Raw genomic sequence first — 25,863 nt, 5'->3', positions numbered from 1 at the left:
AATGAGTGTGGGTTTGTTTGCTGAAATATTGTGTCAGGTGCGTCGCTCAAAGATTGTGGATATTATTTAAGATTTTTGAGGGCGACGCACCCTACATATACTGTTGGCAATAATAATGAGTGTGGGTTTGTTTGCTGAAATATTGTGTCAGGTGCGTCGCTCAAAGATTGTGGATATTATTTAAGATTTTTAAGGGCGACGCACCCTACATATACTGTTTGCTAAGAAAATTGAGGCAGGATTTAGTATAAGTTCATATCGATAAACCTCTTGCAAAAATAATTGGGACGGGCAAGATGCCCATCCCACAAGAGTTATTTTTTCTTGTGGGATGGACATCTTGCCCGTCCCATTAATTGAGGGAGGAAAAGGATTTTTGCAAGATGTCTAATAAACCCGGTAACTTTTGCGATACCGGGTTTATTAAGTGTCAGATTCTGTGGGCGAATTCTGCCGCCAATCTGAGGTTATTTGTTGATTTTCTGGGCTTCGGCGTGGTGTTGCAAGCGAGAGAAAACGTTGTAGGCGTCGGGGCCGGGAGTATCGTGTTCGCCAGAGCCGTCCATAGGGCCGTCAATGGCTTTCCAAGCAGGAATTCCGCCTTTTAGTTCGGCTACTTTTTGAAAGCCTGCTGTGCGGAGAAGATTGGCAGCTTCGGCGGTTTGTTGGTCGTTTTCGCCGTAGATGTAGATGTCACGGATGGGTTCTAAACTCGATTGTGCGCGCTCGACTAATTCGTCCATTGGCATCATTACCGCGCCGGTAATGTGGCTTTTGGTGAAGCTTTCAAAATCACGAGCGTCGATGATTGTGAGTCCGGGTTCGCCCCAATCTAAACGGGCTTTGAGGTCGTGGCTAGATGCTTGAGCTTTTAAACCAGGAGGGGTAGGAGTCAAATCGGGAAGCTTTTCTTTGATGTCGGAAATTTGATCGGGAATAGTTTTCATGGGAAAAATGTTGTTCAATGTTTTGATTGCCATTGCAATGTAACAAGATGTTTAGATTGAATTCGTCTTTCTAAAGGCAGAATCCGGCATTGAACTAAAGTCGCAGTTAAGCTGGTTTGTGGGTTGTTAGCTGCGGTTGGGATCGCTACATTTGTTGAGGTTGCTAGAGTGTAGCGGGCTGTGCTTAAAATGGTTTCGATCGCATTTGGTGCAGAGAATTTGAACTGCGATCGCTCTTTCGATCCGATATTTTATCAAACAATCACCTTTTAGTCAATACCTATTATTTTTAAATGAAATTTGCATAAGTTGTGCGTAGCCTCGCGCGGATTTTCGCGGAAAAGTTTTAAATGATTCTCAACAAGGTTTCTGGTAAAATTTAAGAGTAAAAACAAGCATTTAAAGGTATGGATATGTCTGAGAAAAGTGAAGTTGCGATGCCTATAACTTTGACACCGGAAGAGCAAGCGGTGTGGGATGCGAAGGCGAAAGTTCGGGTACTGCTGAATTTGTGGGATTTGAGCGGCGGGAAGATGAAGGTGAAAAAGGGGGATTTGACTAAGCGGATTGTTCGCACTAATGAGACGAGTCAGAGATATCTGGGAGTGCTGGGCGAGTTGCAGGCGACTGGGGCGATCGAGTATTCGCTGGTAAATCGGGTGACGCTGGTGGAATTGACGGCGAAAGGGAAAGAAGTTTTAGCGGAAGGCTTGAAAAGTAAGGATTCTCTGTTTGAGTTTGATGGTTCTCAAATTGGTACTCGCCTGGGAAATTCTTTGTTGAAGTGGATTCGGCATCAGGATAGTGCGGCGAGTGTTGGGGTTGAGAAGGGGAAAGGGGATGTAGGGGCGATCGCATCCTATGACGATTTTAAGGCTGTGGCGATCGATGTGTATGACAGCTTGAACCGGGATTATAACTTAGACGATTTAGTGCCGATTTATCGGATGCGACGGGCGATCGGGGAAAGGGTAGGGCGATCGGAGTTCAATGAGTGGCTGTTGGAAATGCAGGCTAATGACATTTTCCAGCTTATAGGTGGTGAAATGACAGACATCACGCCCGATAAGGTAGAAGATTCTATCAAGACTAAACTTGGCGGAATACGATACTACGCCAAACGTTTAAGTTCAAAAAATTGACATCAATCATTTTCTAGTTCTTTACCTCACACAAATTGCCATGACTAACTCTCCTGTTTCCTCCTTGGAAGACATTCATGCTGCTCTTTTGAATCAAAACCCATTTGCTAAACCGCCTTACCTTAACGCTATTGATGTTTGGGGCCAAGATTTCTTTGATGTCGAGACTATAAATGCTCACGCTTCCGAGCCAATATTTCAGGCATTACAGCAAATTCACAGCCGTCAATACTCTACAACTTCAATTGCCATAACTGCTCAAGACGGAACAGGAAAAACCCACATTATTAGCCGCATTCGCCACCGCCTACAGGCTAAGGGAGGTGGATTGTTTGTCTACGCTAATAAATATGGCGACCTTCGGCAAATTAAGCAAGGATTCCAACGAATTTTAGCCGAAAGCCTGGGAAAAAGTGGCTGGCAAGGGGTGAAACAGTGGCAGGAACTAGCAACAGCAATGAGCAATGATGCTTTAAAGGCTGGTACGCCAAATCCTAAAGTTTATTCTCCTCCTGATTTAGTTGAGAAATTTAAGAAGGGCAAACCATCTCAAGTCAAGAAATGGGTAAAGGATCTGACAAAAGCATTTTTGCAAGTCAAAGAGGTAAGCGATCCCGATATTGTGAAGGCGATTTTCTGGAGTCTGTCAGATGAGCAATCACTTTATGCAATCAAATGGCTAGAAGGTCAAGAGCTAGCTCAATACAAATCTACTGAACTGGAATTGCCGACTCAACGACAATCCTTTGAGGCGGTTTTACAAATCTTAGATTTGATTAGCGAATATAAGGAACTTGTCATTTGCTTTGACGAGTTAGATACGCCTGATGCCTACGACGATATTAGCGGTTTGCACATCAGTCAAATCGCTGCTGGATTAATCAAAGATTTGCTGCAAAATCTCAATCGTGGTCTAATTCTAAGCGTTATGATGCCTGCTCAATGGAGTAATAGAATCAAGCAGCTACCGGGTGGAGTGTACAATAAGGTTTCGGCTCAGGGAAATCCGATTGACTTAAAATACATGGACGATAAATCAATTATTGATTTGGTGTCCTTGTGGTTGAAGAAGTATTACGAATCCAGAAAATTAGTTCCTCCCAATCCAGTTTATCCTTTCACAGAAAGTCAACTAAGTAATCTTGGCAAAGAAAAAGGAGAAACTATTAGACAGGTTTTACAGTGGTGTAAAGATAACTGTTACCCTCCTACTGTGAGTGACGCGGGAGATGAGAAACCTCCAAAACGGTCTGACCCGGTTGAAGTTGCTTTTACAAAAGAGCTAGAGGATGACCTTGGAGATTATGTAGAACAGACATACCTTCTTGCTGATGCTATTCTATTTGGTTTCCAGGCTGCGATCGGCAAAACAGTGGACAGGGTTACAGTTCAAACAGTTACAGATAAAGTCAAGAAACGAGGTGGCAAAGATGATTACATAAATTTTAAGGTAATTGGCACAGAAAACGGAAAAGATATCAGCATCGGAGTAGCAGTGCTTCAGTATGCTGGTGGCAAAGCATTGGGAGCTGGATTAAGAAGGTTAAATGACTATGAAACCTTTGGTCTGACTCGCGGTTGTTTGGTTCGTTCCACAACCAAAAAAATCACTAAACACCTAGAAAAAACATATCTTGAACCCCTCATTAGAGGTAAAGGTGGAGAATTTGTGCCACTCAAAGAAGAGGAAATCAGACCGCTGATAGCTATTCGGGCTGTTCATAAGAAACGCGAAGTAGACTATGGGGTGAGTGAGGAGGATATTTTTCAGTTTATTGCCCAGAAAGGTGCTGAAAAAATGCTGGGAGTTAGCAACCCTTTACTTAAAGAGATTCTCAGTGATCCGTCCTATCAAGTCCCGGCCGATATGATTGAAGATGAACCTGTAACTGTTGCAGAGTCTATTATTTCTGATTTCTCAGAAGAACAAACAGATGAGGCGCTCGACAGTTTGCTCACTCAGTTTAATTAACTCTTGACAAACTATCCACTTCCTATTGACACAAATATTATCATGTCGCTAGTCAACATTGACAGGGCTATCCGTTTACCGGCCCCAGACGTAGAAGCTTTAATCCAAGGGCGAATGATTGCAGCAAGAGTTTGGCGAACGTTTAATCCGGGAGAACAATATGCACTTTATCCAACCGATAATTCTAATATGTCCTTGATAAAACCTAAGCAGATGAGCTTGTTTTCAGAGTCAGGGCAATTAGAACTCCCCCTGGTAGTTTTAGATAAAGTTTCGATCAAAGCTTGGGCTAGGTGCGAATTGTGCCAAATGGTGAATGATCCAGAATCATTAGAGGCTTTGTCGCGGTTAACAGTCTGGAAAACAGAGGCATTACAGCAAATTCTCCAGCAGCGTCCGTTTATTTTTGTAGCTTACCTGCGAGTTTATTTACTGCCTCAGCCGCTGGAAATGCCAGTGCATCCCAGCGGCAATTTTGTATCTTTGCCAAAGTCTCTAAATGTTACTGATTCAACACCAGTGTTGAGCGACTCTATCTTTGCCAAACGCCGTCAAAAGCTCGAAAAACTAGAGGCGCCAGAACATCCAGAATTGGAAGAGTTGCAAAGTGCATTAGTGCATTTATCCACCACCAACCCAAAAGCCAAACAACTAGACGCAGAAATCAAAATGTTTCTAGGTTGGAGTAGCGATAAGCCTGTAAAACCAATCAAACGGGATTTAGCTTGGATAAAGACTATAGCAGCTTTGGGAAATCGCACCAAAGAACTAGATACAAACAAAAGCAACTATCAAGCAGGAACAGACTTTGAAATTGTAGTGCGCGATAGCCTTGAGTTTTTGGGATTTACCATAGATTATGCTCACAAAGGTGGTGCTGGCGGCTTAGATTTATTATGCTCAAAACCTTACCCCTTAGTTGGCGAGTGCAAAGCCGGTAAAAAAATCCCTAATGATACAGCAGTTCAATTGCTGAATTTAGGAACGCTACGCCTCCCAGATAAAGAAACACTCGCAAAAGCAACTAAGTTGATTATTGGTCCTGGCGTTCCAACTACTCAACTTATGGATGCAGCAAAAAAACACGGTATGGCAATTATGAACCCTGAAACGCTTGAGAAACTGGTTAAACTTCAAAGCAACTATCCTAACTCGGTGGATTTATTTAAACTGAAAGAATACTTAAAACCAGGACAATCTGATGATGAAGTTGCTAAATATATTGAGCAAGTTGAACAAGAAATTAAAGTGCGATCGGATGTTCTGCATAGTTTGAAAAAGTATCAGGAAAAGAGTGGTTTTGAACGAGCAAGTGTCGAGGCTGTTAGTGGTGCTTATTCAATGTCTAATGCACTTAGACCGTTATCACCCAAAGACTTGCACGAAATTCTCGTTGAGCTTTCCTCTCCTTTGACAAATTATGTGGGGCGAATTAAAGGAGACAATTCGCAAAGCGATCGCTTTTATTTCCTGCGCGACTTGCCGCTAGATGATTGAGATACGTCAAGGGCGATTCCCTGCGGGATAACTTCGCTTCACGTACTTCATCCAATTTCCTACACAGCATCAGGATCTACGCCCAATTCCCGCAACCTCGCTGCCAATCTTTCAGCTTTCTGCAATTGAGCTTGTTCAGCCTTAATTAACCCTTCCACCAATGGCGGATCTAAAATTTCATTGACTGATAATCTCAGATTGGGAAATACTACAGATTCCATTTCCTCACCAGGCAAGAAATCTGTATACGTGTAACCATCTTCACCTTCAATCAATGCAAAAAGCCGGATTTTTTGCTTCCCCGTTTTAGGGTCAACAATGCAATATTCTGGCACATTCGCTAATTCGTACTCTCCGCGTTTGATTACATAATCTTCGCGGCGATTTTCGCTGACTACTTCTACCACTAACAGAGGCTTTTCATCAAATTCGAGGATACCTGCACCGGGTCTAGCAGCAGCTTGCTCCAAAAGACTTTGAGTCCAGACAACTACATCGGGAATCCGAGATTTATCTTCATCTGTTCTCACTCCCAGACCTGTTTTTACTACTAAGTCGAGATTGTGTTCAGCTAGGTAACGCTGCAACTGGTAAACTAAATATTCGCAAATTTTGATGTGTAAAACTGTTGCTGTTGGCATCGGGATTAATTTGCCTTTGTACAGTTCGTATTGTACATCTATTTCTCCTTGATAAACTCGGTATTCTTCAAAGGTTAAGGTCGGCGAAGTATCGAGTTGCTGTTCTGCTAAAACTGGGGCGATCGATTGAGACATAGGTTTTGGTATGAGTTTGCCTTGATACCAATTTAATGCGAAGTTGCACATATCTCGATCCCCCTAAATCCCCCTTCTTAAGGGGGACGAAAGATCGGAATCTTGTCCCCCCCTTTGTAGGGGCGGTGCCCCCGTGCCCGCCCTCTTGGCTAGGGGGGATCGGATTCTACGGGGCCTCATAAAAAATTGGTATGATACAGTTCCTATTGTAGATCGGATTACCATTTGGGCGATCGCCTCAACAAGGCTGTAGCTGCCTCACTGTCGAGAGGTTTAGAGAAAAAGTACCCCTGACCGTACTCGCAGCCGATCGACCGCATTTGAGCCAATTGGACGGCGGTTTCGACACCTTCTGCCACTACCTCCATCCCCAAACTGCGGGCCAGCATGACGATCGCCCGCACGATTTCCAAATTTTCCCCCATTTCCCCGATGCGACTGACAAAAGAGCGATCGACCTTCAAAATATTAATCGGGAACTTGTGCAAATAACTCAGAGACGAATAACCAGTGCCAAAATCATCAATGCACAAATCAATCCCCAAGTCTCTCAACTGCGAAAGCATCGCCGCCGCCGCTTCCCCATCTTCCATCACCACACTCTCAGTAATCTCCAACTTCAAACAGCGAGCATCAACACCTGTTTCCTGCAAAACTTGCTTAATTTGCTGGATGGATTCCGGTTCCGCAAACTGCCTCCCGGAAAGATTTACTGCTACAGTCAGCCGCGAATTTCCCACAGGTAAATTCAAACTCTGCCACTTAATAATTTGGCGGCAGCTTTCGTTCAAAACCCACAAACCCAAAGGCATAATTAACCCAGTTTCCTCCGCCATCGCAATAAATTCCATCGGGGAAACTAAACCCCGTTCCGGGTGCAGCCAGCGCACCAGCGCCTCAAATCCAATAACTGAGCCAGTTTTCAAACTAACGATCGGCTGATAATAAACAGTAAAAGGACATTCCAATTTTAAAGCAGTCAATTGCGACTTCGGACGCTCCAATCTCCGATCGATTTCACTCATCGGCGAGTTTTCCGCCGCCGTCCCACAGGCAAAATCCACGATCGAATATTTCAAATTTAGTTCTTCAACCGACTCCCGCAAATCGTGTTCCAAGTGCATCAAAGCCACAGCGCGAGCGTGCATCGCACTGGTAAAAACTTCGTAGCGAGCTTTACCGAGAGCTTTTGCCCGGTACATCGCAATATCAGCATCGCGCAAAATATCTCCCGGCCACTGATATTTGTCCGTACTTAAGGCAATGCCGATGCTAGCAGTAATTAAAACTTTATTACCTTCCAAATTCAGCGGTCGTTCGATCGTTTTGAGAATTTCCTTTGCTTGGGCGATCGCCTCATCAACACCGTGAATTTCCTCCAGCAAAATCACAAACTCATCTCCCCCCAGACGAGCCACCGTATCCCCTGGCCGCAAACAAGTCAAGAGACGGCGAGCCACAGCCACCAACAGCCGATCGCCCGTGCGGTGTCCCTGACTGTCATTAATCACCTTAAACCTGTCCAAATCCAGAAACAGCACCGCAAACTGATAGGTTGGATGCCGTTGCGCGCGGGCAAAAGCTTGCCCCAACCGGTCAGTCAACAAAGCACGGTTGGGCAACTCCGTCAGCGCATCGTGCAAAGCATCGTGCAACAATTGTTCTTCAGCCAGCTTGCGCTCAGTCACGTCGTGACAGTTGACCACAATTCCCCGCACCGAAGGTTCGTTGAGCAAATTAGTCGCCACCGCTTCCAACACGCACCAGGAACCGTCCTTGTGCTGCACTCGGTATTCCGCCATTCCCAGGCTAACTCTCGGCGTTTGCATGACACCTTTGAACACTTGATCCACTATCAGCAATTCGTCAGGGTGAATCAAGTCAAATATAGATCTGCCGAGAACTTCCGCCGTCGGGTAGCCCAAAATCCGCTCTAGGGAAGGAGAGACATAGCGGCAAAAGCCTTTCTCGTCGAGAATTACAATAATGTCTCTAGCATTTTCAATCAACGATCGAAAGCGCTTTTCGCTTTGCCGCAGCTCTTGTTCCGTGCGCTTTTGATCGGTAATATCGGTATTCATGTAAATCTGACCGACAATTTTCCCTGTAGCGTCTTTAATAGCATCGGCCCGCAGCAACACTTGCAAAGTTTCACCGCTTTTAGTGCAGTTGGTAATTTCACCAAACCAAGAATAACCTTGGGCGATCGTGTCGAGTACCTCCCTAGCGACTGCAGGGTCAGCAAAAACTGCCGATATACCTCCGGCTAGCTTAAATTCCTCTGCGGTGTCCCACTCAAATAGCTGAGAAAACGCTTGATTTTGATAGATGTGAGTGCCGTTCGCATCGCTGATGCCGATCGCGTCACTCGAACTTTCCACCGCCTTGCGAGTCAGCACCAGAGCTTCTTCTGCCAGCTTGCGCTCGGTAATGTCTATCCCTACCAGACAAGCTGCTTTGCCCCGATCGTACTTTTGAGCGACAATCAAATAGTATCCCTCCGACTCTCCCCCATCGGTTTGTACCTTAACGTTGAGTTCTTTAACCGCTTCCGTAGCGTCGTCGGCAAAAAACTCCACCACAAAAGAGTTAAAATCCGAGCTAGCAGCCAGAAAACCAATATCTTGACCGACAAAAGCCGACGGCGGCAAACCATGCAGTTTGGCTAAGTGCTGGTTAACCCCCAAATAGCGCAAATCCGAGCTAATCCAAGATACTGTGCCCGGAACTGCTTCCAAAATCGTTTGCAGTTGGTCGTTAGCTTGCTGCAATGCTTGCTGCACTTCACATATTGGTTCCGACAAATCATACTGAACTCCTACAAAGTGAGTCAAATTAGCGTTGTCGTCTCGCACGGGAGATAGCGATAATTTGCTCCAAAAAGGAGTGCCGTCTTTGCGGTAATTTTTGATTGGTGTCTGGATTGCTCGACCTTGGCGCAAGGCGTCGCGGATTTTAGCTACAGTAGTTCGATCGGTATCGGGCCCTTGCAAAAATCGGCAATTGCGCCCCAAGATTTCACTGGCGCAGTAACCCGTCATCCGTTCAAAAGCCGGATTGCAATAAATTATGGGACAATCGGGTGCATTGGCGTCAGCAATGACAATGCCGCTGCTAGTAGCGGCCAAAGCTCGATCGCGCAGCCACAGGGCTTCTGATGCACTATGGCGATCGCCTGCACCCCCCACTTCACCTAAATTAGAAATTGACTGGTTCTCCCGATCTCCCATCAGCCGAACTTTCAAGCAAACCTTTACAATTTCCGAGTTGTTTCTTACTGTAACGTTTTTCAGGACTCGCGCAACGTAAATTGTATCTGGGCATTTAAGTCAGCGGGATTTCACCTTAGTGGTTAGTTGTATTGCCTACCCTTGCTGTTGGGCATTTAAAAAAGAACATCTTCACATCCGCAGTGAAAAACCCTCTATTCTTCCCCCCCTCAGACTCTCTCCCCCTCCCCCCTTCTCCCCTTCTCCCCGCGCCCTGGCCATCACGATCCGCTGCCGCTTATTTAGCAGGAGTTGCAGCTTGAGAACTCGGCGGCGCAATATTAATTAATGGCAAAGTTCCGCCTCCTCCCATTACTGTCGGAAACTGACCGTTCCATTTTTCAATTGCTTGCTGCTGCAAAATTTCGGCTGTTAATGTTTGCCGCTGCAAGCGTTGAGCTTCGGCTTTACCTTTAGCCCGGTTAATTTCAGCTTGAGCATCTTGGGTTGCTTTTTGAACTGTAAATTCTGCTTGTTTAGCTTCTTGTTCGGCTATTTGTTTGGATTCGATGGCTTTGCTAAATTCTGGAGAAAAGCCAAAATTTATTAACGAAACATCTCTGACAATGACGCCGTAAGGTTCCAAGCGCTTTTTAAGGCTGTTGTCGATTTCTGTTTTGAGTTCCGTGCGCTTAGTGATAATTTCTTCTGCGGTCTTTTTAGAAGTTGCTGCTTTGAGAACTTCCGAAATTGCCGGACTCAGAATGCTGGTCACAATTTGTTCTTCGTCTCCCACTTGTTGGAAAACTTGATTAACTTTGGCGGGGTCAACATTCCAGTTGACTGCTAAATCTGTAGTAATGCTTTGCAAATCTTTGGAGGCTGCATCTGCTTTTAAATCTGTTTTTTGTACCCGGACGCTGATAGTTTTGACAGAAGTGACGATCGGTAAAATCGGGTGGATGCCTTCATCTAAAATAGCCTCTTGAACTTTGCCAAAGCGCATCATGACGCCCCGTTCCCCTGGGCCGACGAGGGCAAAAGGTCTTAAAATTAAGGCGGCGATGATGAAGACGATGCCACCGACGATGTAGAGAGCTAGGTTGTACTGAACACTTTGCATGGTTTTCATATGTTAATTCACCTATGTTGTGTTAATTGATGTTAGTTTTATATTCGATCTTATCTAAGATTATAGCTTCATGTTAATCCTGCAACAACTCATAAATTAATTGATTCTTTTTCATAAAAGTCATATACTTGCGAGGGTCTGGGAACATCTTAGCTCGATGAGCGGGGATGAACAATGGCACTTGTAGCTGGGTGAGATTATTGATGAATAAATGTTTCAATCATCTTGACAAAGAGGAGTTTTTTAGATAAAGCAGAAGTAAATAGATAGCTCGATCGCTCTTTGACAAGCGATAAAAGGGCGATCGGAAAGAGAAAGCTTTCTAGAAAGCGAAAAAATCAGAATTGAACAGCTAATTTTTGGGTAAATTTTAATGGTAAATGGCAGGTGCGTGCCACAAAAACCTTTGCGGGTTGCTGCAAGCCACGAAAGATAGAATTTCCCTCTGCGAGGTACAGACTTTATATGTAGAATAAGCCGACACCCGCCTTGTTCAACCCTCCTGAGTAGAAAAAAAACTCCTTGGGCAAGTTAGGAATTTATCGCTACAAACGATAAAACTCTGAGTTTAAAAATGCCCGAAAATAAGTTAAGCTTAGATGAGAACGGTTGAAGAGAAATCAAAATGTTGCAGCGACACCCTTGGCCGCAGACAGTTGAAGAGGCGATCGCCATTCAAGAACAGCTTCGGTCAGAGGTAATTACCGCAAATCAACTGGACACAGTTCGGTACGTCGCAGGCGTAGATGTCGGCTACGACATTACAGACGACGTATCGCGGGCCGCTGTAACAGTTCTGAGCTTTCCCGACTTGCAGTTGCAGCAGCAAGCTGTGGTTCGCAGTCCTACAACTTTTCCTTATATTCCGGGTTTCCTGTCTTTTCGAGAAGTGCCGGCAGTCCTTGAGGCTTTAGAAAATATCAGTTTGAGGCCAGACTTGATATTGTGCGACGGTCAAGGACTAGCCCATCCCCGCAGGTTCGGTCTTGCCTGCCATTTGGGTGTTTTGACAGGGATTGCGACGATCGGAGTTGCCAAAAATCGATTTATTGGAGAACATTCAGAAGTCGGACTCGATCGGGGCAGTTGGCAACCCTTGCTACTGGAGGGATCAACGGTAGGCGCAGCACTGAGGACGCAAACAGGGGTAAAACCGATTTATGTTTCGATAGGTCATAAGGTAAACTTGATGAGTGCAATCGAGTACGTCCTGCGCTGCGCCCCAAAATATCGCTTACCAGAAACAACTCGATCGGCAGACCAACTAACATCGGGATAACTGGCAAGCGCGGAATGCCCCAAAAAAAAGTAAACAGACCAAAAAAGCATCCGTCTTTGGACTTTTAAATTTTGAGGTGGCGCCGCCCGAGTCGAAAAATCCTCTGACTCTACCGCCAATCAGCTTTCGGTTCCATCCTTCCAGCGAACTAAAGAATGACTATACCTGAGAAAGAGGTCTAAAAGTTGGGGGGTTTATAGAATGATTGAAAGACAGTAACCAGCTTAAAACATTGGCGGCTCTAACTATAGTGCCAGGGCGTGAACTATTTTTAGTTCACATATGTAAATTATGAAAGAGTCATCCGGCGAGTTAAACCAAAAGCTTAGATTCGTCTGATGAGGTCTCATAATTTACCGTCGGATATCTCACCACTGACTGGGAGTAACCATGACAGTGGGAGGCGAAGGCGCGATCGAGCTAAAAAATCAGAAAAAAACAAGGAGACAGTCATGGCTGAGAAAAGCAAACGCGGATTCGCTTCTATGGATGCAGAAAAACAGCGCGCAATTGCTAGCAAAGGCGGAAAAGCTGCACACGAGAAAGGAACTGCACACGAATTCACCCCTGAAGAAGCCAGACAAGCTGGTCAAAAAGGCGGCGAAGCTGTCAGCAGAAATCGCGAACACATGGCTCAAATTGGTCGCGAAGGCGGTCGGAAAAGCCGCAAGAGCGAAGCTTAAGTCTCTTAAGGCTGGCCCTGTAATGAAAGATGGCACAGTTGCAGCGTGAGAGCAATTGCTAGGACAGTGAACGTTTGAGGAGGTTGGGCGATGGAAGTTACCAAGGTAGTTCGATCGTCCCACCTCCAAAATTCGTGACTAGCGCACCAAAGCCTCGCAAATGTGAAAACCCCACAGGAATTAGTTTTTAGCAATCCCAGGCACATCTTTAACGGCAATTTTTTAACAAAGGTGCACTGCGGTCAATAATTTTGCGGGAAAGAAAAGCTGGTAAGCGCGATTCAGTCTCTCAAAAAAAGCCAATACGAGCATTAAGAACCCCGCAGTCAGGGCTTTTTTGTATAGCTGCACATAATATTTTTAGAAGTGCGATCGAGTCGGCGTCATTCGATTTTAGATTTTAGATTTTAGATTTTGGATTGACCCCACGGATTAATTCGGGGGCTTGAGGATTTTAGATTTTAGATTTTGGATTGACTCCACGGATAAATCACGTGGCGGGTACCACCTTTGAAATTCTTGGTCAATAATTATAATTAAGTTTTTTGGTGAGGAAGTCAGTCCTCAAAATAAATCAGCTAATATTTTTTTATATTTTTGAGCAGCAAACTATACAATCATGACAAACCAGCTCACTTTAGCATGGACAGAAGCTGGGGTGCGCCAAACTCAGACAATTGAAAACGGACAGCCGAGCAAAAATCCCGGAACCGTGAGGCTAGGGCGCGATCCGGCGAAGTGCGATATAGTATTTTCGCATCCCAGCGTATCGGGGCTGCACGTTGAAATATTTTTTAATCAGGAATTGCAGGAGTATGCAGTGCGGAATTTGCGCGAAAGCAATCCGCCGCTGGTAGACGGAAAAATTCTCGCCCGAGGCGAAGCAAAATTGAACTCGGGAAGCCATATCCATTTAGGCCAAGTGCAAATCGAGGTGGTAAATGTCACGCAGGTGCAGGTAGCCGCGCCCCAGACAGTTTTGCTGTCTGGGCCTCCCGCACATGGTAACTTTCAGCCGACGGGGCCTTCACAATATGGTTTGCAGTGTCCCAAATGCAGCCGAATTTCGCCTTACGCACAGTTGAATGCGGGGTGTCCGTGGTGCGGTACTTCTTTGGCGGCGGCGGCGAGTGTGATGATCTCTCCGTGAAAGTTGGAAAAACTGAGATGTTGCACCATTCTCAAGAACGGGCAAGATGCCCGTTCCACAAAGAGTGAATTTTCTTGTGGAACAGGCCGGAAAGCCTGTTCATAAAAGGCTAATTGACAATGGTGCAAGATTTAAGAAAAAGGGAAAATCAGGGTATCCGCTAAACACTCTCAACTTCAAAAATCTTTTTTTGCAGAAAGCTCAAAGCCGACGGCTGATGTTTAAAAAATAATCATGAATTCTCAACCCTTGCGCCTGCGACTGACTTGGACAGATACAGCTACGGGGGATTGTCGATCCCCGATACTCGACTTACCCATCGCTTTGGGACGAATTTTTGAAGCTATGCCCGCCACAATTAACGGGAAACGAGTTTCTCGAATTGCCCTCAGCAGCAGTCAAGTTTCTCGCTTTCATGCAGTGATAGGCACCGAAGGTAACAGTATTTTACTTACTGACACGGGTAGCCGCAACGGTACTTTTGTCAACGGCGTTCGCCAAACCCGTTGCGTGCTGGCAAACGGGGATATGCTGCAAGTTGGGCCCTACGCGATCGGCATTTCTTTTGCTGTGAATTCCCCAGAAACGCCGTCGGTCAATTCTCACATTTTCTTTAACCCACAGACAAATGGGCCAGACCCGGCATTGGGCCAGCAAATAATGTTGCAGCTTCCTCAAACACCTAGTAGGGAAGAATTTCCGCCGATCGCATTTTTGCACGCTTCTCAAGTGTCAATGCGATCGCTCGAATCTATGGGACTCCCTATGACAGAAGTTGATTGGGCTGCCGTTGGCGGCGGTTTAGGCAGCTTTATTTGGGTGGATTTGCTGAGAATTTGCGGCGTGAAAATCGATCGAATTGCGGTTTTGGGCATGGAAAACCAGCCTTACGCCCGCTACCTGCGTCTATGCCTGAATTCTCAAATTCCGCTGCGGGAACGCCTAAGATCGAATTCTGACTCTTGTCCAGACAACATTTGGGGGTGGCCTCCCTATGCTTTGCGGGAAGCTTGGCGGGAATTGCTCAAAGGGCGTTTGGGGATGTCGTTGAAGTTGATGTGGCAGGTGTTTGCTGAACCGACTTTTGCCGAAACTTATACGCCTCGCGCGGGGAATGTGTTTGATTCAATTGACAGGGAAGTCGATCGAATTGGGTGGAATCAGATGTTTCGCTACGGTAGAGTGCGGGGAATTCGCAAAACAGATGACGGCAGGTACGCGATCGCTTATTCTCGATCGAATGCCGAGCACCGCGATCACGCTTTTTTAATCGCCAAATACGTACACTTAGCCACCGGCTATCCCGCCATTCAATTTCTGCCAGACTTGCAAGCTTACCGCGAAAAAACCCAGGATTTTGAGTCGGTTGTCAACGCTTACGAAAGCCACGACGGCGTTTACGAAAAATTGGAGGCCAGCGGTGGCAGCGTGTTAATTAGAGGCCGGGGAATTGTGGCTTCGCGGGTGGTGCAGCGAATTTACGAAGCGCGACAGCGAAACGGCAACATTCAAGTATTGCATTTGATGCGATCGCCCAAACCTCAAGGTAACAAATTTAAACTCGCTGAGCGTAGCGTCGAAAATCACTACGAATTTCAACCTTTCAACTGGCCGAAAGCTTGCTGGGGCGGGGAACTCCGCGTACTTTTGGAAAAAGTCGCCCCTGAATTGCGGCCGCAGTTGCTCACCGACTGGGGCGGCACTACCACCGCCCAGCGCAGCGACTGGCGGCGGATTGTCAAAGAAGGCTTAAGTCAAGGATGGTATCAAATTACCTTCGGGGAAGTCGAGCGAGTCGAGCGCGACAGTCAAAACCGCACGGTGACGTACATTCAGGAGAAGGAACTCAAGGGGCAAATTAAGTTAGAAGCTGATTTTATTATTGATGCTACGGGTTTGGACGCTAAGGTAAAAACCAGTCCTCTGTTAAACGATTTGGTAGCTCAATATAATCTTCCCCTCAACGGTTTGGGCCGGCTGAGTGTTAACAACAATTTTGAAGTGCCCGAATTGCGGAATTCTTCTGCTAGCAACGGAGAAGGCCGGGTATATGCAGCCGGCGCGATTACTTTGGGAGGGCCTTACGCGCCGGTAGATAGTTTTTTGGGCTTGCAATACGCCGCCTTGCGATCGCTTGAAAGTCTGGCCGCCAACCGAGCGGCTGGTGTGCGGAAATTGAGCGTTTGGCGATCGTTCGTGCAGTGGTTGAAGTGGGTTTTAAATAAATCTCCCGGCTAACTGCAAGGAGGAAGTTCGGCAACAAGCAATGTACAGAATTTAATGGATTTAACTGAGATATTGCACTATTTCAATAAGTTTTTTACGGGCGGGCAGGATGCCCACCCCACCAGCAGATTTACTCTTTGTGGAACAGGCCGGAAAGCCTGTTCTTATACCAATTCTCCAAACTCTTGCAGCCATCATGAGTGTTGAGTTTGTTGACTCTCGCCCTGTTTGTAAGGTGCGTCGCTGCCAGATTTTCGCTGTAAGTGAGGATTTAATGGTGGCGACGCACCCTACCAGCTACCAGCTACTGTTGCTTTTTGTGGCACAGGCCGGAAAGCCGATTTTTAATAAGGGTGCAAGATGTGAGTTATCAACAAAACCGTTTCCCATTCAATCTAAAATCTAAAATCTAAAATCTAAAATCGCATGACTCCCACCTTATTCGGCCGCTGGCAAACTCGGTTATTGCTATTTGCAACCGTAGGCATTTTAGTAACGCTGCCTTTTTTTCTAGGTTTAATTACCTCCCAATCCGGCTCAATTTTTTTCTGGATTTTAGGGTATGTAGCGATTTTTGGCATCGGCTGGGATGCTTTATATATATACATCCAGCAGTTTCGCTGGGATCGAGATTGGCCCGGCGCGTTTCAATTACTCGCTGGGATTTGGGAAGCGCTTTTTGTGTTATTTTTAATCAAAATTATCGGTTTGCCGGGGCTACCTGCACAAGATTTTGACTTGGCAGCTTTTGCATTGCATTATAGTTTAGTGTGGCTGGCTATTTATCTGGCCTCGCAAACACTGATGCGGATTTTGTTTCCCTACTGGCGTTTCCGAGGCGGGCAATGGTTTTAATAATAGCTGTAGCGGCGGTTTTTACCAAAAATAATCGTCTCAAACCCGCCCGGTCATTCTATAATATATGGGCAGGTTTAGCTAAAACTATCCGAAACTCACAGAGGAGTTTGCGATCAAAACCTACCCCTGCCATTCTACCAATTACCAATTACCAATTGCCTCCCGTGCACCTAATTCAACAGAAAACCGCTATATTCTCATTTTTTTCAGGTTCAGGCTTCCTTGATTTTGGTTTTGAATCGCTCGGCTTTAATATAGTTTATGTAAATGAAATTTTCTCGCCATTCCTCCAAGCATACCGCCACTCTCGCCAGTGTCTAAATTTACCACAGCCAGAATACGGACACTGCGAAGGAGAGGAAGCAGATGTGACTCGACTTGTAGAGGGAAAAGCAGCACTTCATTTGCGGGAATTGATGCAAGACGCTCGCCAGAAACACGATATTATTGGATTTATTGCGGGACCGCCTTGTCCTGACTTTTCTATTGGTGGCAAAAACAGAGGCGGGGAAGGAGATAAAGGCAAACTTTCAGCTTCCTACATTGAATTGATTTGCCAACAGCAGCCGGATTTCTTTTTGTTTGAAAATGTCAAAGGTTTGTGGAGAACAAAACAACATAAAATTTTTTATGACGCACTCAAACATAAGTTGTCTGAGTCTGGATACGTATTTGTGGAACGTTTAATTAATGCGATCGAATACGGTGTGCCACAAGATAGAGACAGGATTATCTTAATCGGTTTCCGAAAAAATCTTGTCAAAGATATGGGCATTTATTTAGATGAAAACAGCCAAATGCTACCTGAAGGTATATTTCCTTGGTCAAGTGAGATTTTATATCCCAAGTCAGAAGTTTTTTCTAATCCTTGGCCCGATACTAATGCGTTTGCCTGCGATGGTTTATTGCCTTGCCCTGATGGCATTCCTAAAGAGTTAACGGTACAGTTTTGGTTCCAAAAAAATGATGTGGCAAACCATCCTAATGCGGAACATTATTTTCAACCCAGAGCGGGGATTAAAAGGTTTGCTGCTGTTGATGAGGGAGATGATTCTAAAAAATCTTACAAGCGTTTGCACAGGTGGCGTTATTCCCCGACTGCTTGTTACGGCAATAACGAAGTTCACTTGCACCCTTACAAAGTTCGCAGGCTTTCTGTTGCAGAAACACTGGCCGTTCAGTCACTGCCAAAAGAATTTGCGCTGCCAGAAAATATGACCTTAAGCAATATGTTTAAAACAGTGGGAAATGGGGTTCCTTACTTAGCATCGAAAGGTATTGCTCAAACAATTATTAAATTTTTAGAAACAACAGAATGGCATTCTGAGCTGTCGCTACCCATCAATAAACAGTTAGAGTTACCTTTGAAGTTTCTTGAGAAAACTTACACTTAGCTATTGTCTAATAGCAGATTTAACTAAAGGTATTAAATCGGTTTTTCTGGTGTACAGGTATGTACCATCTACAAGTTTGAAGTTTTGCTCGATTGCTATACTATGAGGAGCAACTGCTGTTGTAAATATAGTCGTATCCGCAGGGGTTAACTCACTGGCAACCATATAATATTGCCAATTTTGATGCAATACATACCCCATTGCTTTAATCATCGCCGCCTCGAATAAAGGTTGATATCGGCGATCCGAACGGTTTGAAGTTTTAAGAGATGCTGCCGCTTTTACTTGTTCTAATTGTAATTTTCCTTTTAAAAAGTTGTACAAGGCCAAACTATCTGGATTTTTTACTTGTTGTTTTAACAAATGGTTAATAGATGTTGCAACATCACTCTTACCAAGTACAACGATAATATAATCAGGACTTGGCATAAAAATATAGTCTTTAAAAGGAGCAAGTTTAGCTAGAGGTTGTCCAGATGCAAACTCACTACTTTTGAATAAACTTATAAATTTTGAAGAAGCTTCCTCGGCTCCTTCTTTTTGTGACTGTGAGTTTGGCAAAGAAAATACCGCGCTACAAGCATCATTATCTTGATTTATTTCCAATACAATTTCTGACAACAAGCTAGTTGCTATAAATTCATTCCATCTTCCCGTAGCGTTGTTAAGAGCACCCCCTTCAGGATTTTTTCCATAGATACTGTTAAAGGCTTCTCGTGTCTGAGTTCTAATCCAGCCAATAATTTCCTTAACCGATAAATTACTATCTAACTTCTCGACTACTTCGAGAGATAAATGCCTGTATATTGCTTTACTATTAATCTGAATTTTACGATTGGTGCCTTCCGTGAACCATTCAGTATAATTAACCATTTTTTGTTCCCTGCTATAAAATGTAAGTTGTTACCCAGGTGTTAGGAAAACAACCAATGTATCTCCCCGTACTCAAAAATGCAGCAGTTTCTTAAGCAAGAACGATCGTATAATGTAAAAACGGGTTGAGAATATCTTTGCTGTTGAAAACTTTACCACAACGGCAAAACCAGCCTGCACTGAAAAATTATCTTTACTGTCCATGACCGTTAAACCTCGCCGCTATCACATCACTACTTTCGGATGCCAGATGAATAAAGCCGACTCGGAACGGATGGCCGGCATTCTGGAAAATATGGGCTTTGAGTTCTCGGAAGACCCGAACGAAGCTAGCTTGATTCTCTACAATACTTGCACAATTCGCGATAATGCCGAACAAAGAGTTTATTCTAACCTCGGAAGGCAAGCTCATCGCAAGCGCCAAGAACCGGGTTTAACTTTAATTGTAGCTGGATGCGTCGCGCAGCAGGAAGGTGAAGCGCTGCTGCGGAGAGTGCCGGAATTAGACTTAGTAATGGGGCCACAACACGCTAACCGACTTGAAGATTTGCTGGAACAAGTTTTTGAGGGCAATCAAGTCGTGGCGACTGAAGCTGTTGAAATTATGGAGGATATTACTAAGCCGCGCCGCGACAGCAAGGTGACTGCTTGGGTGAATGTAATTTACGGCTGCAATGAACGCTGCACTTATTGTGTTGTCCCGAATGTTCGCGGGGTTGAACAGTCGCGGAGGCCGGAGGCAATTCGCGCGGAAATGGAGGATTTGGGCCGTCAAGGTTACAAAGAAGTAACTTTGTTGGGGCAAAATATTGATGCTTACGGACGCGATTTGCCGGGGACAAAACCGGACGGCAGCAACCAGCATACTTTGACGGATTTGCTTTATTTTTTGCAGGATGTGCCAGGTGTCGATCGCCTCAGATTTGCTACTAGCCACCCGCGCTATTTTACGGAAAGATTGATTAAGGCTTGTGCGGAATTGCCGCAGGTGTGCGAACATTTTCACATTCCTTTTCAGTCGGGAGATAATGATATTTTGAAGGCGATGTCGCGCGGTTATACTCAGGAAAAATACCGCCGGATTATTGATACAATTCGCCGTTATATGCCGGATGCTTCGATTACTGCGGATGCGATTGTCGGTTTTCCTGGGGAGACGGAAGCGCAGTTTGAGAAGACTTTGAAGTTGATCGAAGAGGTTGGTTTCGATTTGGTGAATACTGCGGCTTATTCGCCTCGCCCTGGGACGCCGGCGGCTTTGTGGGAAAATCAGTTGAGTGAGGAGGTGAAAGCCGATCGCCTGCAACGAATCAATCATGTGGTGACAACAACGGCGATGGAACGATCGCAGCGCTATTTCGGACGCACTGAAGAGGTTTTGGTGGAAGTCCAAAATCTCAAAGATTCAACTCAGGTGATGGGGCGCACTCGCGGCAATCGTCTCACATTTTTTAAGGGCGATATTGCTGAATTGGCGGGTAAAATTGTGCGGGTTAAAATTACAGATATTCGCGCTTTTAGTTTGACGGGGGAAATGCTTTAAATAGCACCGGAATGAGATAGGGGACGGCTTACTGGTGAACTTTTCTAAGAAGATGTAATTTTTTTTACCGCAGAGAGCGCAGAGGACACAGAGGAAGAGTGGAAGGGAGGGGATAAGTAGTCTTAAAGCGGTTCGTATGTGCCTTAGTTGCGCTCTCTGCGTGTATATTTGTCGAAAAGTCCTAGGAGTAGTGAAAAATGACAATGATGCGGATCGGGCTATTGTTCGGGGGGCGATCGGGCGAACACGATGTCTCAATTAGTTCGGCGCGGGCGATCGCCGGCGCCTTGGCTGCGGAGGAAAATGCGTCTAAATACGAAGTTCTGCCCTTTTATATCCAAAAAAACGGCCGCTGGCTGTCGGGAACATTACCTCAACAAGTCTTAGCTACCGGAAAACCTCTGGAAATAGAGGAACAAGCAGCACAAGATGACTCTCCCACCTCTGTACAGTTTCCTAATTTTAATGCTGTAGATGTTTGGTTCCCTGTTTTGCACGGGCCAAACGGTGAAGATGGTACGGTGCAAGGGTTGCTGAAATTAATGCAAGTTCCTTTTGTCGGTTCCGGGGTTTTAGGTTCGGCGCTGGGAATGGATAAAATTGCCATGAAAATGGCTTTTGCTCAAGCTGGTTTGCCGCAGGTAAAATACATCGCTGTCAACCGTTCCGAAATCTGGTCTAATCCTTGCGTTTTCCCTAAACTCTGTGATAAAATTGAAGCAGCTTTGGGCTATCCTTGCTTTGTGAAACCGGCCAATTTGGGCTCGTCTGTGGGAATTTCTAAAGCTCGATCGCGCGCTGAATTAGAAGCAGCCCTCGACAGCGCCGCCAGCTACGACAGGCGGATAATTGTCGAAGCGGGTGTGGTTGCTAGAGAATTAGAATGTGCAGTTTTAGGTAACGACAACCCCAAAGCTTCAACGGTGGGAGAAATTACTTTTCAAAGCGATTTCTACGACTACGAAACTAAATATACCCAGGGACAAGCCGACTGCTCAATCCCGGCAAAAGTCAGCGGTGCGATCGTCTCGCAAATCCAAGAAATGGCCGTGCAAGCATTTTTGGCTATAGACGCTGCCGGTTTGGCGCGAGTAGACTTTTTCTACATTGAATCAACCGGAGAAGTTTTGATTAACGAAATCAACACTTTTCCTGGCTTTACAGCTACCAGTATGTATCCGCAAATGTGGGCAGCGGATGGCATTTCTTTCCCGGAATTAGTAGACCGTTTAATTCAATTAGCTCTCGAACGGCACGGGGAAAAAGGTTGAATCGCGCGCCGCAAACTGCTTCCGTACAATAGCCAAAAATAAATTATTTTGCCGGTAATATATCCATACCACCGGAAACGATATAACATGGTTGTGGCAGGCAGTGCCTGCCCGCAGCCCTATTTCTGCTGCTGGTCGAGGAACAGGGAATTTTTAGCAGGCTGGTATAAATTAAATGCAACATAAAATGTTTAAGGGAGGACGGCGAATAGCAGCGTCAATCTCACATCTTGCATCTTAAAATTTAACTCGGTTAACTTAGATGAGACGTTTCACTCAACTGTCGCATTGGTGGACTTACGGACTGTTTTTTCCCCTAGCGGTACTCAACTGCTGGTTAGCCCTCCTAGTCTTTGAATATTTTCGCGCCCTGATTACAGTTTTGATCGTCGCTACAGTCTTCTCTTTTTTGCTAGATTATCCAGTGCGCTTTCTGCACAGATACGGCTTGAAGCGCGATCGAGCAGTTTTGTCGGTATTGTTTTTGACTTTACTGCTATTAGTGGTTTTAGGTGTGACTCTGGCTCCCATTCTGCTAAACCAAATCACTGAACTCGCCACCCGACTCCCGACTTGGATAGTTTCTGGCACAGAACAGATTGAAGCGTTTCACAAATGGGCGGAAAATCGCAATCTCCGCATTGATGTTAGCGGTTTGACTACCCAATTGAGCGATCGACTTTCATCTCAATTGCAGTCTCTCACTGGCGAAATTCTAAAATTTGGCTTGGGTGCGGCAGACAGTCTGTTGAATTTCCTTCTGACAATAGTCCTGACATTCTACTTGTTATTGCACGGCGATCGCGTGTGGGAAGGATTGTTTAAGTGGTTTCCCTCCAAGCTGAGCCTCCAATTGCGGCCGTTGCTGGCGCGCAGCTTCCACAACTACTTCGTCGGGCAAGCAACTTTGGCAGGTTTGATGGGACTGTCTATCACTGTTGCTTTTTTAATTTTGCGAGTTCCCTTCGGACTTCTGTTCGGTTTGGGTGTGGGTGTAATGACTATGATTCCCTTCGGAGCACCTTTCAGTATTTGCATTGTCAGTTTGCTGATCACATTAAACAACTTTTGGCTCGGCGTCACAGTTTTAGCTGTCGCTACAGTAATTGAGCAAATAATTGAAAGCGGGGTTGCTCCTCGGTTATTAGGCGGTTTTATCGGTCTCAATCCTGTGTGGATTTTAGTGGCGCTGCTGGTGGGGGTTAAGGTGGCGGGAGTAGCAGGTTTATTAGTGGCTGTGCCGATGGCTGGTTTTATTAAGAATACTGTTGATGTTTTGGAAAGTTCGAGGAACAAGTCGAGGGAAATCGATTCGGTTAGTTCTATTGAACCTATGGAGCAATAAAATTCCTCCATAGGTTCAAATTTTAGATTTGAAAAGAGTTTTTGCAGGCTATTGTGACCGAAAGCATCCAGGATACAAGCCCCCGAATTTATCCGTGGGGTCAATGCTTCAATTCTAAAATCTAAAATCTAAAATCTAAAATCGATTGACTTAGGTTTAGTTGGTACTTTAGCTTGAGGCTTTATATCAAATCCGGTAGCATCGGAATTATTCCGGGAGCATCTCATATTTGTAAAAATACTTCTTCTGGCTCCTTCCTTCTTCTGGCTCCTTCCTTCTTCTGGCTCCTTCCTTTTTCTTCTTTCCTTCTGCCTCTTTCCTTCTGCCTCCTGCCTCCTGCCTCCTGCCTCAAAACTCCAATTTCTAGCGGAGGGCTGCAAAGGTGAGATGCTCCCATTATTCCTCTCTGTATTCTTTCCCTCTGCGTTCTCTGCGCCCTCTGCGGTTAAATCATTCCGATACAACCGGAAACGATATTACAGGTTTTTTACTTCCTGCTTTAGGGTGAGGCTTTCCGGTGCTTTAGCTGCTATCCTTCCTGGATGCAGGCGGGGTCAAAAACTTCGTTTCTAGGTTAACGTCGATCGCTCCCAACGAAGATTTTGCGTAGAAACCTGGTTTTGTTGAGTCCAGGATTATTTTTGACCAAGAATTTCAAAGGTGGTACCCGCCACGTGATTTATCCGTGGAATCAATCCAAAATCTAAAATCTAAAATCCTCAAGCCCCCGAATTTATCTCGCGCAAGTCAATCCAAAATCTAAAATCTAAAATCGAATGACTTCGGATATCAATTTTGGGAATTTTTCGCGAGAAATGCGGAATATCCGAGCTGGCTAGCGTAGTTTGTATTATCGCACTCAGACAGCAATTCGCCAATGCAGACCCTGTTCGATCGCACTCAAAAGCTAGAATCCACAAACAATTTGCCTGCGACTGTCCGGTTTCTACCCCAGCTTGTAGGGTAAACCCCACCAGTCAAGCAGATATCATAAATGCTTGAATTAAAATTAAAGAACCTTTAGTTCTAATTTAATTACAGTAGGTGCTAAAAATGCAAAACCATAATTATAACTCTCCCTCTAACTCTCACCAACTCAATACTATGTCAACCAAAAATATGCCTGCTACAACTGTGCGTTCTCGCCGTTTTTATTTGCCGAAAAAACTTGCTTTTTTATCCCTCATTTTGCTCGGCTCCACCGCAACAGTTGGGTGCAACGCCCTAACTTCTCAAGTTCCTGGAAGTTCTAACGCCATTCAAGCTGCACCTTCAACTACAGCGCCAATCTCAGCATTGCCTGCGAATATACTGCCCTCTCAAGACTCTAATTTTGTTACTAAAGTCGTCCAGGAAGTCGGCCCGGCAGTGGTTCGGATCAATTCGTCTCGCACGGTGACGAACCAAGTTCCAGATGAGATACCCGAACAATTCCGCCGCTTCTTCGGTTCAGAATCTCCCATTCAACCGGGAAATCGGGTAGAACGGGGCTCCGGTTCGGGTTTTGTTTTTGGTTCTGATGGCCGCATTTTGACTAACGCTCACGTCGTTAACGGGGCGGATACGGTGACGGTAAAACTGAAGGATGGCCGCGAATTTGTCGGCAAAGTTTTAGGCGTAGATACAGTTACTGATGTGGCTGTTGTTAAAATAGAAGCTAACAATTTGCCTGTGGTGAGTTTGGGCAAATCTGAAGAATTACAGCCGGGAGAATGGGCGATCGCGATCGGCAATCCCCTCGGTTTGGACAATACTGTGACTGTGGGAATTATTAGCGCTACAGGTCGTTCTAGCGCCGATGTCGGTGTTCCCGACAAGCGCGTCAGCTTTATTCAAACCGACGCTGCGATCAATCCTGGCAATTCTGGCGGCCCGCTGCTGAACCAGCGCGGTCAAGTTATCGGCATGAATACGGCGATTATTCAAGGCGCTCAAGGATTGGGTTTTGCTATTCCGATCGATCGAGCACAACAAATTGCCAATCAATTAGTAACAGCAGGAAAAGCCGAACATCCTTATCTCGGCGTTCGGATGTTGAGCATTACTCCCGAAATCAAGAAAGAATTTAATCAAAATCCCAACACCAAATTGAGACTGACTGAAGATAAAGGTGTGTTAGTTTTGGGAGTTGCGAAAAATTCTCCGGCGGCACAAGCTGGAGTTCGCCTTGCCGATGTGATCAAGAAAATCAACGGTACAGAAGTAACTGATGCTGGCAGCGTACAGCAAATTGTCGAGAAAAGTACAGTGGGCAGCGATCTGCAGCTTGAATTGAGTCGCGGCGGACAACCTGTTACTGTGGCGGTGAAAGCGGGTGCTTTTCCAGCGGATCAGCAGCGGTAGAATTGTTGATTGCAACTCATATGTTGCACCATTCTCAATAATCATTTTAGGAACAGGCTTTCCGGCCTGTTCCACAAGAAAATTAATCTCTTGTGGAACAGGCCGGAAAGCCTGTTATTGAGAATGGTACAAGAGGTGAGTTTTAACCCACATTCCGCACCCCAACTGGCACATAGGCAGATTGAGGGGATAAAAGTGAATCATCCGAGATCGAGCGTGAGTA

General features: G+C 45.4%; 20 protein-coding genes. 14 read left to right on the top strand and 6 right to left on the bottom strand.

Annotated features, from left to right (window positions below; all coding sequences use genetic code 11):
- Positions 1–467: 467 nt before the first annotated feature.
- Entirely contained in the window at positions 468–980 is a 513-nt protein-coding gene (locus tag QUA16_RS13985) for a rhodanese-like domain-containing protein (RefSeq protein WP_333103650.1), read from the bottom strand.
- Positions 981–1,360: 380 nt separating this feature from the next.
- On the opposite strand from QUA16_RS13985, the gene QUA16_RS13980 reads away from it, so the two are divergent.
- The 3 genes from QUA16_RS13980 to QUA16_RS13970 are packed head-to-tail and all read left to right on the top strand — an operon-like array spanning position 1,361 to position 5,558.
- Positions 1,361–2,089: a hypothetical protein gene (locus QUA16_RS13980; protein ID WP_333103651.1), complete on the top strand. Its 729-nt coding sequence runs from the start codon at positions 1,361–1,363 to the stop codon at positions 2,087–2,089.
- A 40-nt stretch (positions 2,090–2,129) separates the two neighbouring features.
- Positions 2,130–4,061, top strand: a complete 1,932-nt coding sequence (locus tag QUA16_RS13975; RefSeq protein WP_333103652.1) for an ATP-binding protein — start codon at positions 2,130–2,132, stop codon at positions 4,059–4,061.
- 42 nt (positions 4,062–4,103) lie between these two features.
- Positions 4,104–5,558: a DUF1802 family protein gene (locus QUA16_RS13970; RefSeq protein WP_333103653.1), complete on the top strand. Its 1,455-nt coding sequence runs from the start codon at positions 4,104–4,106 to the stop codon at positions 5,556–5,558.
- A gap of 59 nt (positions 5,559–5,617) precedes the next feature.
- Here QUA16_RS13970 and QUA16_RS13965 read toward each other — a convergent pair whose 3' ends face one another.
- The 3 genes from QUA16_RS13965 to QUA16_RS13955 form a co-directional block, all read right to left on the bottom strand.
- Positions 5,618–6,385, bottom strand: a complete 768-nt coding sequence (locus QUA16_RS13965) for a Uma2 family endonuclease (RefSeq protein WP_333103654.1) — start codon at positions 6,383–6,385, stop codon at positions 5,618–5,620.
- Between the two features lie 167 nt (positions 6,386–6,552).
- A complete protein-coding gene (locus QUA16_RS13960) occupies positions 6,553–9,564 on the bottom strand; it encodes an EAL domain-containing protein (protein WP_333103655.1) in 3,012 nt (1,003 codons plus the stop codon).
- Positions 9,565–9,841: 277 nt separating this feature from the next.
- On the bottom strand, positions 9,842–10,675 hold the full coding sequence (locus QUA16_RS13955; protein WP_333103656.1) for a prohibitin family protein: 834 nt from the start codon (positions 10,673–10,675) through the stop codon (positions 9,842–9,844).
- Between the two features lie 625 nt (positions 10,676–11,300).
- Between QUA16_RS13955 and nfi the strand changes: the two genes are divergently transcribed.
- The 7 genes from nfi to QUA16_RS13920 all read left to right on the top strand — a co-directional run bounded on the left by nfi (position 11,301) and on the right by QUA16_RS13920 (position 18,265).
- The gene (gene nfi / locus QUA16_RS13950; RefSeq protein ID WP_333103657.1) at positions 11,301–11,954 is read left to right on the top strand and encodes a deoxyribonuclease V; all 654 of its coding nucleotides are present in this window, start codon (positions 11,301–11,303) and stop codon (positions 11,952–11,954) included.
- 452 nt (positions 11,955–12,406) lie between these two features.
- Positions 12,407–12,637 carry a KGG domain-containing protein gene (locus QUA16_RS13945; protein ID WP_006631632.1) on the top strand — a complete coding sequence of 77 codons (231 nt, stop codon included), beginning with the start codon at positions 12,407–12,409 and terminating at the stop codon, positions 12,635–12,637.
- Positions 12,638–13,256: 619 nt separating this feature from the next.
- A complete protein-coding gene (locus QUA16_RS13940) occupies positions 13,257–13,787 on the top strand; it encodes an FHA domain-containing protein (RefSeq protein WP_333103658.1) in 531 nt (176 codons plus the stop codon).
- Positions 13,788–14,021: 234 nt separating this feature from the next.
- Entirely contained in the window at positions 14,022–16,025 is a 2,004-nt protein-coding gene (locus QUA16_RS13935) for an FHA domain-containing protein (RefSeq protein WP_333103659.1), read from the top strand.
- A gap of 97 nt (positions 16,026–16,122) precedes the next feature.
- Positions 16,123–16,419: a hypothetical protein gene (locus QUA16_RS13930; protein ID WP_333103660.1), complete on the top strand. Its 297-nt coding sequence runs from the start codon at positions 16,123–16,125 to the stop codon at positions 16,417–16,419.
- Positions 16,420–16,439: 20 nt separating this feature from the next.
- Positions 16,440–16,868 carry a hypothetical protein gene (locus QUA16_RS13925; RefSeq protein WP_333103661.1) on the top strand — a complete coding sequence of 143 codons (429 nt, stop codon included), beginning with the start codon at positions 16,440–16,442 and terminating at the stop codon, positions 16,866–16,868.
- 110 nt (positions 16,869–16,978) lie between these two features.
- Entirely contained in the window at positions 16,979–18,265 is a 1,287-nt protein-coding gene (locus QUA16_RS13920) for a DNA cytosine methyltransferase (RefSeq protein ID WP_333181176.1), read from the top strand.
- Here the strand turns inward: QUA16_RS13920 and QUA16_RS13915 are convergent, their stop codons facing one another.
- Positions 18,266–19,138 (bottom strand): Cfr10I/Bse634I family restriction endonuclease, encoded by an 873-nt coding sequence (locus QUA16_RS13915; RefSeq protein WP_333103663.1) that lies wholly within the window; start codon positions 19,136–19,138, stop codon positions 18,266–18,268.
- A gap of 202 nt (positions 19,139–19,340) precedes the next feature.
- Here QUA16_RS13915 and miaB point away from each other — a divergent pair, with 202 nt between their 5' ends.
- From miaB to QUA16_RS13900, 3 genes are all read left to right on the top strand, one after another.
- Entirely contained in the window at positions 19,341–20,681 is a 1,341-nt protein-coding gene (gene miaB / locus QUA16_RS13910; protein ID WP_333103664.1) for a tRNA (N6-isopentenyl adenosine(37)-C2)-methylthiotransferase MiaB, read from the top strand.
- A gap of 197 nt (positions 20,682–20,878) precedes the next feature.
- A complete protein-coding gene (locus tag QUA16_RS13905) occupies positions 20,879–21,952 on the top strand; it encodes a D-alanine--D-alanine ligase family protein (protein WP_333103665.1) in 1,074 nt (357 codons plus the stop codon).
- Positions 21,953–22,214: 262 nt separating this feature from the next.
- A complete protein-coding gene (locus QUA16_RS13900) occupies positions 22,215–23,297 on the top strand; it encodes an AI-2E family transporter (RefSeq protein WP_333103666.1) in 1,083 nt (360 codons plus the stop codon).
- Positions 23,298–23,520: 223 nt separating this feature from the next.
- On the opposite strand, the gene QUA16_RS13895 is transcribed toward QUA16_RS13900, so the two are convergent.
- Positions 23,521–23,694, bottom strand: coding sequence for a hypothetical protein (locus QUA16_RS13895; protein ID WP_333103667.1), 174 nt, complete (start codon positions 23,692–23,694; stop codon positions 23,521–23,523).
- 656 nt (positions 23,695–24,350) lie between these two features.
- On the opposite strand from QUA16_RS13895, the gene QUA16_RS13890 reads away from it, so the two are divergent.
- Positions 24,351–25,640, top strand: coding sequence for an HhoA/HhoB/HtrA family serine endopeptidase (locus QUA16_RS13890; protein ID WP_333103668.1), 1,290 nt, complete (start codon positions 24,351–24,353; stop codon positions 25,638–25,640).
- The last annotated feature ends 223 nt before the right edge of the window (positions 25,641–25,863 follow it).

The organism is Microcoleus sp. S13_C3, from assembly GCF_036700905.1.
Taxonomy (GTDB): domain Bacteria; phylum Cyanobacteriota; class Cyanobacteriia; order Cyanobacteriales; family Microcoleaceae; genus Microcoleus.
Note: the sequence above shows the minus strand (reverse complement) of the source record. Positions and strands in the feature narration are given on the sequence as shown.